Source organism: Streptomyces sp. NPDC001156 (genome assembly GCF_053598275.1).
This window is the reverse complement of the sequence record NZ_JBSFJX010000004.1, coordinates 63,663-75,845: the sequence shown is the minus strand read 5'-3', so window position 1 is coordinate 75,845 and position 12,183 is coordinate 63,663. Positions and strand designations below refer to the sequence as shown.

Here is a 12,183-nt window from a genome sequence, read left to right as displayed (position 1 = left end):
CCCGTCCGCCCCGCGGACCTCGCCGTGCCTCTCTTTTCTAGGGCACGGCACTGACAAATCGAGAGGCCCGGCTCCGTTCAGACGCGTCGGTTTTGCACGTTTTCCGAGGCCGGAGGATGAAGCGGGCGCCGGACCACGGTAGGCCCGTCGGCACCGCCAGCCAATCTGGTTATCCACAGGCCATGTGGACGAGCGCCCGGATGCTGTGGAGAACTCCGCAAAACCTGTGCACAACCCGGTGGACAGGCCTGTGAACAAGCACTCGGGTGCTTCACCCAAACGCCTTTGACCTGCGCCTTTCCCATCCACTGGCTGTGCAGAAGAAAAACATCCCCAGCAGGGTCAAGATCCCCGCGAACGGTACACAGCGCCGTGTCCCACCGTAACCGAAGTAAGGGGCACTATTGCTTTGTATCTCTTACCTGTGGACGACTAGATTGGTGGCCATGACACAGGCTCCCGCAGCATCCCGCGCCGTCCGACGCCGACCCGACCGGGAGATCCTCGGACTGGCCGTTCCGGCCTTCGGCGCACTGGTCGCGGAGCCCCTTTTCGTGATGGCCGACAGCGCCATCGTCGGTCATCTCGGCACCGCCCAACTGGCCGGGCTCGGCATCGCCTCCGCGCTGCTGACCACCGCGGTGAGCGTGTTCGTCTTCCTCGCGTACGCCACCACGGCCGCCGTCGCCCGCCGGGTCGGCGCGGGAGACCTGCGGGCAGCCATCCGCCAGGGCGTGGACGGCATCTGGCTGGCGCTGCTGCTGGGGGCGGCCCTCATCTTCGTCGTTCTGCCCACGGCCCCCGGCATCGTGGACCTCTTCGGCGCCTCGCAGACCGCCGCTCCCTACGCGACGACCTATCTGCGGATATCCGCCCTGGGCATCCCGGCGATGCTCATCGTGCTCGCGGCGACCGGTGTCCTGCGCGGACTCCAGGACACCAGGACACCGCTGTACGTCGCCGTCGCGGGCTTCGTGGCGAATGCCGCCCTCAACGCGGGGCTCGTCTATGGCGCCGACCTGGGGATCGCGGGCTCGGCCTGGGGCACCGTCATCGCCCAGTGCGGCATGGCCGCCGTGTATCTGCGTGTCGTCGTCCGGGGCGCTCGTCGCCACGGCGCCTCGCTGCGACCGGACTCGGCCGGGATACGTGCGAGTGCGCAGGCGGGTGTTCCCCTGTTGGTCCGTACGCTCTCACTGCGGGCCATCTTGATGATCGCCACTGCTGTCGCCGCCCGGCTCGGGGACGCCGAGATAGCCGCGCACCAGATCATCCTGTCGCTGTGGAGTCTGCTCGCCTTCGCCCTCGATGCGATCGCCATCGCCGGGCAGGCCATCATCGGGCGGTACCTCGGTGCGAATGATCCGCAGGGAGCCCATGAAGCGTGCCGGCGCATGGTGCAGTGGGGTCTCGTCGTCGGGGTGGTGCTCGGACTGCTGGTCCTTGTCACCCGTCCGCTCTTCCTGCCTCTTTTCACCAGTGACGCGGTCGTCCATCGTGCGGCCCTGCCCGCTCTGGTACTCGTGGCTGTATCACAGCCCATCTGCGGTGCCGTCTTCGTACTGGACGGCGTACTGATGGGAGCGGGCGACGGGCCCTATCTCGCCTGGGCGATGTTGCTGACGCTGGCGGTCTTCGCTCCCGTGGCTCTGTTCGTCCCGGTCCTCGGCGGGGGACTCACCGCCCTGTGGGCGGCGATGACGCTGATGATGACCGTGCGGCTGCTCACCCTGTGGCTGCGCTCCCGCTCAGGCCGCTGGATCGTGACGGGTGCGACCCGCTGACGCCGGCCGAGCCGATCCCCATGGCTTGGTCCGTTTCACGTGAAACACACCGCCGTGGGCACCGCCCCGCGCGGGTGCTGCATTGCCTCAAGAACCATGAAGAAGGGCCGCACCCCGGAGGGTGCGACCCTTCTTTCAGCTGTGCCGAGTACGGCGTCAGGCCGAGATGACCTCGATGTTGACCTTGGCGGCAACCTCGGGGTGCAGACGCACGGACGTCTCGTGAGAGCCCAGCGTCTTGATCGGCGAGCCCAGCTCGATGCGACGCTTGTCGACCTCGGGGCCACCGGAGGCCTTGATCGCCGAAGCGATGTCGGCCGGAGTGACGGAACCGAACAGTCGGCCGGAGTCGCCGGAGCGGACGGCCAGGCGGACCTTCACACCTTCGAGCTGAGACTTGACCTGGTTGGCCTGCTCGATGGTCTGGATCTCGTGGATCTTGCGAGCACGACGGATCTGCTCGACGTCCTTCTCGCCACCCTTGGTCCAGCGGATCGCGAACTTCCGCGGGATCAGGTAGTTGCGAGCGTAACCGTCCTTGACGTCGACGACTTCGCCCGCGGCACCGAGGCCGGAGACCTCGTGGGTCAGGATGATCTTCATTGGTCAGTCACCCTTCCCTTAGCGCGCGGTGGACGTGTAGGGCAGCAGCGCCATCTCACGGCTGTTCTTGACGGCCGTGGCGACGTCACGCTGGTGCTGCGTGCAGTTGCCGGTCACGCGGCGGGCGCGGATCTTGCCGCGGTCGGAAATGAACTTCCGCAGCATGTTCGTGTCCTTGTAGTCCACGTACGTGACCTTGTCCTTGCAGAAAGCGCAGACCTTCTTCTTCGGCTTGCGCACAGGCGGCTTCGCCATGGTGTTTCTCCTGTGTGATCAAGAAGTGTGGGGTACGGCCCACCCTCGACCGGTCCAGGTCCGGGGACCCGGAGCCAAGGCCTAGAAGGGGGGCTCGTCCGAGTAGCCGCCACCGCCGCCGGAGCCGCCGGAGCCGCCGGAGCCGCCGCCCCAGCCGCCACCGCCCTGGCCACCGGCAGGAGCGCCGGTCGCCCACGGGTCGTCGGCCGGAGCGCCGCCCTGCTGACCGCCGCCGGGGCCACCGCCCCAGCCGCCGCCACCCTGGCCGCCACCGCCGCCGTAACCACCCTGGCCACCCTGGCCACCGCGGCCGGCGGCGGTCTTGGTGACCTTGGCCGTCGCGTTGCGCAGGCTCGCGCCGACCTCGTCGACGTCGAGCTCGTAGACCGTGCGCTTGACGCCCTCACGGTCCTCGTAGGACCGCTGCTTCAGCCGGCCCTGCACGATGACGCGCATGCCTCGCTGGAGCGACTCGGCGACGTTCTCCGCCGCCTGACGCCAGACCGAGCAGGTCAGGAACAGGCTTTCGCCGTCCTTCCACTCGTTCGTCTGGCGGTCGAAGGTGCGGGGAGTGGACGCGACGCGGAACTTCGCGACCGCCGCACCGGACGGGGTGAAGCGCAGCTCGGGGTCATCGACAAGGTTGCCGACGACCGTGATGACGGTCTCGCCTGCCATTGGGGGAACCTCTCGGCGGGTTTGCTGCTGGCTGCTTGTGCTGCTACTCGAATCCCGGGATCAACTGAGCGGGAGGCTCAGTGGGTCTCGGGACGGAGGACCTTGGTCCGGAGGACCGACTCGTTCAGGTTCATCTGGCGGTCGAGCTCCTTGACGACCGCAGGCTCGGCCTGCAGGTCGAGGACCGAGTAGATGCCCTCGGGCTTCTTCTTGATCTCGTAGGCGAGACGGCGACGACCCCAGGTGTCGACCTTCTCGACCTTTCCGCCACCGTCACGGACGACGGAGAGGAAGTTCTCGATCAGCGGGGAGACAGCGCGCTCCTCGAGATCGGGGTCGAGGATGACCATCACCTCGTAGTGACGCATGTGGAACCCACCTCCTTTGGACTCAGCGGCCACGGTCGTTCCGTGGCAGGAGGGTTGTGATGCGTACGCAACGGTATCGGCCGCCACTGACAATCGGGGCCAGTCGACGGTTGACCCGGCTCCGCCTGGGCAGACACCGGTGCAGACGGTACAGAGTACCCGCACACGAGCTTCCGGTTGAAATCCGACCGCGTAGCCCGTCAATCTGTACACATCGGGTGTGTAAGGCGCTACGATGCGCCGCCTTCCGCAGGAGGTGCCCCATGGCACAGGTATTGCGACCCAACACGACCGGTTCTCTCTTCGCCACGGACGGAAAGGCCCATCCCCTCCAGGACACGCTTCTTGTGGTGACCCTGGTGCTCGGTATCACGGCCTTCGTCACGGCGATGTTCCACAGCCTGCATCTGATCAGCTCCTGGACCGGCCTGGTGGGGATCATCACCGGTGCCTACGGACAGTTCGTCTCCATCACGACCCGGCAGCGCTTCGGGCTGATCCTGGGCCTCGGGGCCTCGGCCATCGGATTCTTCCTCGGCATGGCCCACGGCGGGCTCTTCGGCGGGATCGTCGGCGGTTGAGCGCGGGACCGTCCGACGGCTCCCGGCAGGGCCGTCGGACGGTCCCGATGGGCCCACAGGTTCCGTACGGCCATTCGGGGCGGCGACGGGGCGCAGTAGGCTTCGGCGCGAGAGCCGGAGCCCCTGTACCCATGGGGACACACCAGCCCGAGGAGCGCCCCGAATGAGCCTGACCCTGAGGACGATCAGCCGCGAGCAGCATCTGGCGTACATCCAGAGCCTGCCGTCGGCGAGCCACATGCAGGTCCCGGCCTGGGCAGACGTCAAGGCGGAGTGGCGGTCGGAGAACCTCGGCTGGTTCGACAAGAGCGGCGAACTGGTGGGCGCGGGACTGGTGCTCTACCGCCAGTTGCCGAAGCTCAAGCGCTACCTCGCGTACCTGCCCGAGGGTCCGGTCATCAACTGGTTCGCGCCGAATCTGGACGACTGGATCCGGCCGATGCTGGCCCACCTCAAGCAGCAGGGCGCCTTCTCGGTGAAGATGGGCCCGCCGGTCATCATCCGGCGCTGGGAGGCCACCTCCATCAAGCAGGGCATCCAGGACCCGGACGTGAAGCGCCTGCGCGACATCGAGGCGGACTTCATCGAACCCCGCGCCTTCGAGGTGGCCGACAAGCTGCGCCGTATGGGCTGGCAGCAGGGCGAGGACGGCGGCGCCGGCTTCGGCGACGTGCAGCCCCGCTACGTCTTCCAGGTGCCGCTCGCCAACCGTTCCCTGGAAGAGGTCCACAAGAACTTCAACCAGCTGTGGCGCCGCAACATCAAGAAGGCCGAGAAGGCCGGTGTCGAGGTCGTCCAGGGCGGTTACCACGACCTCGAGGAATGGCAGCGGCTCTACGAGATCACGGCCGTGCGCGACCACTTCCGGCCCCGCCCGCTGTCGTACTTCCAGCGCATGTGGACGGCCCTCAACACCGAGGACCCCAACCGCATGCGGCTCTACTTCGCGCGGCACAACGGCGTGAACCTCTCGGCGGCGACGATGCTGATCGTCGGCGGGCACGTCTGGTACTCCTACGGGGCGTCCGACAACATCGGCCGTGAGGTCCGTCCCTCGAACGCGATGCAGTGGCGGATGCTCCGCGACGCCTATGCGCTCGGTGCCACCGTCTACGACCTGCGCGGCATCTCCGACTCGCTGGACGAGACCGACCACCTCTTCGGTCTCATCCAGTTCAAGGTGGGCACCGGCGGTCAGGCGGCCGAGTACCTCGGCGAGTGGGATTTCCCCCTCAACAAGCTGCTGCACAAGGCGCTCGACATCTACATGTCGCGCCGCTGACGCCGGAGTTCCCGTGCCGGGACGCCCGTGCGGCCCGGCACGATCCCCGTCGGTCCGGCGGATCCGTCACAATTCCCTTTCAGACCTCTGACACACCCCAGCCACGAGAAAGGTTCCGGGACCGGCCATGGCGCTCACGCTCTACGTCGACACCGCGCGCTGGCGGGCACACCACAAGCACGTGCAGGAGCAGTTCCCGGGGCTCGTCCCCGTCTGCAAGGGCAACGGCTACGGCTTCGGCCACGAGCGGCTGGCGGAGGAGGCCACGCGGCTGGGCTCCGACGTGCTCGCCGTGGGCACGACGTACGAGGCGGCCCGGATCAAGGACTGGTTCGGCGGTGACCTGCTGGTGCTGACGCCCTTCCGGCGGGGCGAGGAGCCCGTACCGCTGCCCGACCGGGTCATCCGCTCGGTGTCGTCCGTCGACGGCGTGTACGGGCTCGTGGGCGCCCGTGTGGTGATCGAGGTGATGTCCTCGATGAAGCGGCACGGAGTCAGCGAGCAGGATCTGCCGCAGCTGCACTCCGCCATCGAGAACGTCCGCCTCGAGGGCTTCGCCATCCACCTCCCGCTCGACCGCACCGACGGCTCCGACGCCGTCGAGGAGGTCATCGGCTGGATGGACCGGCTGCGCGCGGCCCGGCTGCCGCTGCACACGATGTTCGTCAGCCACCTCAAGGCCGAGGAGCTGGTCCGTCTGCAGCAGCAGTTCCCGCAGACGCGCTTCCGGGCCCGTATCGGCACCCGGCTGTGGCTGGGGGACCACGAGGCCACCGAGTACCGCGGGGCGGTCCTGGACGTCACACGCGTCTCCAAGGGCGAGCGCTTCGGGTACCGGCAGCAGAAAGCGGCCTCGGACGGCTACCTGGTCGTCGTAGCGGGGGGAACGTCGCACGGTGTGGGTCTGGAGGCCCCCAAGGCCCTGCACGGCGTCATGCCGCGCGCCAAGGGCGTCGCCCGCGCCGGCCTCGCGACGGTGAACCGGAACCTCTCGCCCTTCGTCTGGGCGGGCAAGCAGCGCTGGTTCGCCGAGCCCCCGCACATGCAGGTCTCGATCCTGTTCGTTCCCGCGGATGCGACGGAGCCCAAGGTCGGTGACGAGCTGGTGGCGCATCTGCGGCACACCACCACGCAGTTCGACCGGCTCGTCGACCGCTGAGCGGCACAGCCTGAAGCGCCCAGCAGCTACGACAGGGGCCGCACACGGATTCCGTGTGCGGCCCCTGTCGTAGCACCTCTGCGTCCCGTTCGCTCAGGGCGAACTCTTGCCCGTGGGCTCGACAGACTGGCTGCCCCACTCCACGTGCGGCCCGTCGAAGTGCGCCGCGTGCCGCGGCGGATGAGCGGCGGCTCCCAGTACGAATGCATCCGGCGCTCCGTCCAGGACACCGCCCGACGGGTCGTCGTCGCCAGCCTTGCGCACAACGTCCCGTTCCGGCATGAAGATGTCGCGGACGACGACGGCGCACAGGTAGAGCGTCCCCAGCAGATGGACGGCGATGGCCACTTGGTACCCGTCCGTCGGTAGACCCTTATGGGCATCTCCACTGGTGGTGTATGCGAGGTATGTCCAGATCCCGAGAAAGTACGCCACCTCGCAGGCCTGCCAGATCAGGAAGTCGCGCCAGCGCGGGCGGGCCAGTACGGCGAGGGGGACCAGCCACAGTACGTACTGGGGCGAGTAGACCTTGTTGGTGAGGATGAACGCCGCGACGATAAGGAAGGCAAGCTGCGCGAAACGCGGGCGACGCGGGGCCGTGAGCGTCATCGCGGTGATACCCGCACAGGCCAACAGCATCGTGATCATCGCGCTGGTGTTGGCCGTGTCCTTGGTGATCTCGATGTTCAGCCAGCGCGAGATGAACAGGAAGACGGAACCGAAGTCGACGCCGCGCTCACGGCTGAAGCTGTAGAACTTCAACCAGCCCTCGGGAGCCAGGAACATCACCGGCAGGTTGACCACGAGCCATGCCCCCACGGCCCCCAGCGCGGCGGTCGCGTACTCACGCCACTTGCCCGCTCGCCAGCACAGCAGAAGGAGCGGCCCGAGCACCAGGAACGGATAGAACTTGGCTGCCGTGGCGAGACCGACCAGAACTCCGAAAGCCAGCGCCCGGCCCCGCGACCACATCAGCATCGCGGCGGCCAGCAGGGCCACGGCGAGCAGATCCCAGTTGATGGTGGCCGTCAACGCGAAGGCGGGCGCGAGGGCCACCATGAGGCCGTCCCAGGGACGGCGCCGGTGAATACGCGCAGTGCACACGGCGATGACCACGGCGCACACCATGAGCATCCCCGCATTGACCATCCAGTAGGTCTGCTCCCGGGCCTGCAGGGCGCCGCTGCCCGGGGTCAGCCATGAAGCGACCTCCATGAACACACCGGTGAGCACCGGGTACTCGAGGTAGCTCATGTCGCCGGGAAGCTTGTCGAAGTAGGGCACGAGCCCATCGGCGAAACCACGCCCCTGGTAGAGGTGCGGGATGTCCGAGTAGCAGGCGTGGGTGTACTGCGAACTGGCGCCGAAGAACCAGCCGCTGTCGTAGCAGGGCAGCTTCTGGACCATACCGAGGGCGAACATGCCGATCATGACGAGCGCCACGACCCGCACGGGAGTCCACCAGGACGTCCCGAGCAGTGCGCGCCGTCCGATAGGACCGCCGATCAGCTCGCTGCCGGCCGCGGCGACCGCGTCCTCCCGGGTCGGCCGCACGACCTCCGGCTCGTGGACGCTGGCTCGCGTCGTCTCTGCACTGGGCATGGGGCTCATCCTGCCGCATCCGGCTGGGAAAACGACGAGGGCCGCCACACCTGCTCGGTGTGACGGCCCTCTCCGGCCGATGTTTCACGTGAAACGGAGCGTTTCACGTGAAACACATGCGGTGACGACTAGCCGTTCGGTCCTGCGAAGAGACCGCCGTTGCCGTTGCCCCGGGAGTTTCCGCTGCTGGAGCTCTCGGTCGGCGAGGAGGTCACTCCACCCGTGCTGCCGCCGGCGGTGCCGCCGTTGCTGCCACACGTCCAGTCGAATTTGCGGCAGGTGTCGCTCGGCGTCGGCGAGGGCGAGATCAGCGACTCACTCGGCGTCGGGGTCGGCGTCGGGCTGTCCGTGACGCTCTGCGTGGGCGACGGGGTCACGCTCGGGCTCGGGGTGTCGTTGATGACCTCACCGATGGGCTCGGGGGTCGGGAACTTCACCGGGTCCTGCCCCTGGAGCGCCTGCTCCATGTAGTCGTGCCAGATCTGGGCCGGGAACGAGGCACCGTGGATTTCCTTCTGACCGCCCGTTCCATACATCTTCAGGAAGGTTCGGTTCTTGTTCGCCGCGTTGTCGTCCATGCGGTACATGCCGATCGCGGTCGACAGCTGCGGGGTGTACCCCACGAACCAGGCGGACTTGTTGTCGTCTGTCGTACCGGTCTTGCCGGCCACGTCGCGGCCGGCAAGCCGCGCCGCCGTACCAGTGCCCTTGTCGACCACGGTCTTCAAAACGTCGGTCACGTTGTCGGCGACCTTCGAAGTGAAGGCGTCCTTGGTCTTCTTGACGTGCTGGAAGACCGTTCCGTCCTTGCTGCTGACCTTGTCGACCGAGTAGGGGTCGTTCTGCTGACCGCTGGCCGCGAAGGTCGCGTACGCACCTGCCATACGGATCGCGCTCGGGTCAGAGGTACCGATGGAGAACGAGGGGAAGTTGGAACTGGCCAGGCTGGACTTCAGGATGCCGGCGTCCAGGGCCGACTGCTCGACCTTGTCCAGGCCGACGTCCATGCCGAGCTGGACGTAGACGGAGTTGACCGAGTACTGCATCGCCTCACGCAGGTCGATCTTGTAGTCCGGCGGATTTCCGACCGACAGGTTGCCGTCGTTGGCCTGCAGCCACTCCTTGTTGTCCCTGTCAGTCCAGACCGTCCCGTCGTATTTCTTGATCTTGAGCTTGTTCTTGCCGCTGTACAGGCTCTTCGGAGAGGCGACTGTGCGCTCGTCCTGCGCCTGCTCCTCTCCGAGATTCTTGTTGCGCACCCCCCACTCCATCGCGGCCGCCAGCACGAAGGGCTTGAACGTCGAACCCACCTGGGCGCCGGTCGAGTCGGCATTGTTGGTGAAGTGCTTGGTCGCGTCCTCACCGCCGTAGATCGCCTTGATGGCGCCGGAGGCGGGATCCACGGAAGCGCCGCCGAACTGGACAAAGGTGTCCGTCTTCGGGCGCTCCTTCGGTTTGATGTTCTTGTCCTGGACGTTCTTGACCGCGTCGTGGAGCTCCTTGACCTTCGTCTTGTCGAAGGTCGTGTAGATCTGGAGTCCGCCCTGCTGCAGCTTCTGCTGGGTGATGTGGGTCTGGTCGCTGTGGGTGACCAGGTAGCTGTTGGCCAGGTCAACGAGGTATCCCGTCTGACCGCTCAGACGGGTGTTTGACCGCGGGTTGTCGACATGGGGCAAGGTCTTGTACTTGGCCCGGTCCGTGGCACTCAGATGGCCGTACTGAACCATCTTGTCGAGGGTGTCCTGCATTTGCAGCGTGGCCCGCCGCTGGTTGGCCTCAGCATTCGCGGACGGGTCGATGGATGGGTTACCCGCCGGGTCGTAGTACGTGGCGCCCTTCAGCATCGCCGCGAGGAAGGCGCACTCGCCCGGGTTCAGCTGAATGGCCCGCTTGTTGAAGTACGCGTGCGCGGCCGCCTCGATGCCGTAGGCGTTCCGGCCGTAGTACGCGGAGTTCAGGTAGCCGGCCAGGATGTCGTCCTTCTTGACGGTGGCGCCCACCTTGATGGAGATGAAGATCTCCTTGAACTTCCGGGTGATCGTCTGCGACTGGTCGTCCAGCCTCGCGTTCTTCACGTACTGCTGGGTGATGGTGGAGCCGCCCTGGGTCTGACCGCCCGTGGCCATGTTGAAGACCGCGCGCGCGATGCCCTTCGGGTCGATGCCGCTGTCGGTGTAGAAGGTCTTGTTCTCCTGGGAGATGACCGCGTACCGCATCGCCTGGGGGATCTGCGAGAGGTTGACGATCTGGCGGTTCGTCTCACCGCCCGTAGCCACCATCTGGGAGCCGTCGGACCAGTAGTAGACGTTGTTCTGCGCGGTCGCGGTCTGCGCGACGTTCGGGACGCTCACCATCGCGTACCCGATGCCGGCGACCGCCACCAGGCCCCCTATGAAGCCGATGAACATCCCGGTCACCAGCTTCCACGACGGCACCCAGCGCGCGGCTCCGTACTTGCCCGCCCGCGGGTAGTCGATGATGCGCTTCTTGGCGGGGACGGAAGCCCGCCCTCTGCCGCGGCCGGGCCCGTTCGGGCCGCCGGGGCCACGTCCGGGACCGTCGGGCGCTCTGCGCCGACCACCCCCACCACTTCTCTGTGCCGCCCGCCGGGCCTCGGCACGGCCACCGTACGGGCGTTCTTCACCCCCCGCTCCATAGGAGTCGGAGGGGGACCCGGTGGCGCCTCGCGGTGCCGCGCGGCGGCTGGAGGGCGCCGGCTGGCCGCGTCGGGCCGCGGCACGTCCGCCTCCCTGCGGCTGCTGCGGTTTGCGACGGTGCTCGCTCATCGAACGATTACTCCTCGGGCAGGCGCATCCTGACGCGCCTGGAAACGGCGGCTGGTTTCCGGTCCCCCCGAAGTACGGATGCGGTCGTTTTGTCATTCACCCGTACTGCACCAAGGACGAGGACGTCCCCCGGCGTCACTCGGTTCCCGGTGATGTGCATGCCGCACAGACTACGCACCGCCAAAACCCCCCTAGCTCCGAAGTTCATCCCAAAACAGGCAACTTACCTCCTGCGAATTAGTGATGTGACCCCGTTCACCGTGCCCCCTCTTGTCGCATCGCGAGGCGCGTTCTATCGTCTTGATGTATCGAGCCGATACATCAGCTCGACATAGAGGCCGTGTGGACGAGACAGTGACCGAGAGGAGACGCGGATGAGCCGGCGTTCCGGAATCCTCGAGTTCGCCGTTCTCGGTCTGCTCCGCGAGTCCCCAATGCACGGCTACGAGCTGCGCAAGCGACTCAATACGTCACTGGGCGTATTCCGCGCGTTCAGCTACGGGACGCTCTACCCGTGCCTCAAGACGCTGGTCGCCAACGGCTGGTTGATCGAGGAGTCGGGCGGCGGCCCCGACGACGCCCTCGGCGCTCCGCTCGCGGGGCGCCGCGCCAAGATCGTCTACCGGTTGACGGCGCAAGGTAAGGAGCACTTCGAGGAACTGCTCTCGCAGACGGGTCCCGACGCATACGAAGACGAGCACTTCGCCGCTCGTTTCGCCTTCTTCGGACAGACCTCCCGTGACGTGCGCATGCGCGTCCTCGAGGGCCGCCGCAGCCGACTGGAGGAGCGCCTGGAGAAGATGCGCGCCTCGCTGGCACGCACCCGGGAGCGCCTCGACGACTACACCCTTGAGCTCCAGCGCCACGGAATGGAGTCCGTGGAGCGCGAAGTGCGCTGGCTGAACGAGCTCATCGAGAGCGAGCGGGCCGGCCGGGACCTCAGGGGTTCCGCTGCCGACGGCTCTGCTCCGAACAGCACATCGGGAGAGACGGGCGGCCTGCCCCGGCACGGGGACAGCACCCGGCCGGATCCGTCCGACGACACCACCACGTGAGGTCCATTCGGGGCTTCACCCAGTACACAC

The 12,183-nt window shown here is 67.1% G+C and carries 11 protein-coding genes; 5 read left to right on the top strand and 6 right to left on the bottom strand.

The genetic code is table 11. The features are described 5' to 3' along the window. The first annotated feature begins 446 nt into the window (after positions 1 to 446). Complete coding sequence (locus ACWDA7_RS03570) at positions 447 to 1,784, top strand: MATE family efflux transporter (protein ID WP_450602556.1); 1,338 nt, start codon at positions 447 to 449, stop codon at positions 1,782 to 1,784. Between the two features lie 156 nt (positions 1,785 to 1,940). Here ACWDA7_RS03570 and rplI read toward each other — a convergent pair whose 3' ends face one another. The 4 genes from rplI to rpsF form a co-directional block, all read right to left on the bottom strand. After that, entirely contained in the window at positions 1,941 to 2,387 is a 447-nt protein-coding gene (rplI, locus tag ACWDA7_RS03565; protein WP_359390577.1) for a 50S ribosomal protein L9, read from the bottom strand. An 18-nt stretch (positions 2,388 to 2,405) separates the two neighbouring features. Further along, complete coding sequence (rpsR, locus tag ACWDA7_RS03560) at positions 2,406 to 2,642, bottom strand: 30S ribosomal protein S18 (protein ID WP_003949403.1); 237 nt, start codon at positions 2,640 to 2,642, stop codon at positions 2,406 to 2,408. 81 nt (positions 2,643 to 2,723) lie between these two features. Beyond that, entirely contained in the window at positions 2,724 to 3,320 is a 597-nt protein-coding gene (locus ACWDA7_RS03555; RefSeq protein WP_450602555.1) for a single-stranded DNA-binding protein, read from the bottom strand. A gap of 77 nt (positions 3,321 to 3,397) precedes the next feature. After that, positions 3,398 to 3,688 (bottom strand): 30S ribosomal protein S6, encoded by a 291-nt coding sequence (rpsF, locus tag ACWDA7_RS03550; protein WP_359390571.1) that lies wholly within the window; start codon positions 3,686 to 3,688, stop codon positions 3,398 to 3,400. A 263-nt stretch (positions 3,689 to 3,951) separates the two neighbouring features. Here rpsF and ACWDA7_RS03545 point away from each other — a divergent pair, with 263 nt between their 5' ends. The 3 genes from ACWDA7_RS03545 (at position 3,952) to ACWDA7_RS03535 (ending at position 6,710) form a co-directional block, all read left to right on the top strand. Next, positions 3,952 to 4,269 carry a hypothetical protein gene (locus ACWDA7_RS03545; protein WP_359390568.1) on the top strand — a complete coding sequence of 106 codons (318 nt, stop codon included), beginning with the start codon at positions 3,952 to 3,954 and terminating at the stop codon, positions 4,267 to 4,269. A 163-nt stretch (positions 4,270 to 4,432) separates the two neighbouring features. Continuing rightward, entirely contained in the window at positions 4,433 to 5,551 is a 1,119-nt protein-coding gene (femX, locus tag ACWDA7_RS03540; RefSeq protein WP_450602554.1) for a peptidoglycan bridge formation glycyltransferase FemX, read from the top strand. A gap of 127 nt (positions 5,552 to 5,678) precedes the next feature. After that, complete coding sequence (locus tag ACWDA7_RS03535) at positions 5,679 to 6,710, top strand: alanine racemase (protein WP_359390562.1); 1,032 nt, start codon at positions 5,679 to 5,681, stop codon at positions 6,708 to 6,710. Between the two features lie 93 nt (positions 6,711 to 6,803). On the opposite strand, the gene ACWDA7_RS03530 is transcribed toward ACWDA7_RS03535, so the two are convergent. Both ACWDA7_RS03530 and ACWDA7_RS03525 read right to left on the bottom strand, forming a co-directional pair. Further along, complete coding sequence (locus ACWDA7_RS03530; protein WP_450602553.1) at positions 6,804 to 8,312, bottom strand: glycosyltransferase family 87 protein; 1,509 nt, start codon at positions 8,310 to 8,312, stop codon at positions 6,804 to 6,806. A gap of 128 nt (positions 8,313 to 8,440) precedes the next feature. Continuing rightward, on the bottom strand, positions 8,441 to 11,098 hold the full coding sequence (locus tag ACWDA7_RS03525; protein ID WP_450602552.1) for a transglycosylase domain-containing protein: 2,658 nt from the start codon (positions 11,096 to 11,098) through the stop codon (positions 8,441 to 8,443). 374 nt (positions 11,099 to 11,472) lie between these two features. Between ACWDA7_RS03525 and ACWDA7_RS03520 the strand changes: the two genes are divergently transcribed. Then, on the top strand, positions 11,473 to 12,153 hold the full coding sequence (locus ACWDA7_RS03520) for a PadR family transcriptional regulator (RefSeq protein WP_360990962.1): 681 nt from the start codon (positions 11,473 to 11,475) through the stop codon (positions 12,151 to 12,153). The last annotated feature ends 30 nt before the right edge of the window (positions 12,154 to 12,183 follow it).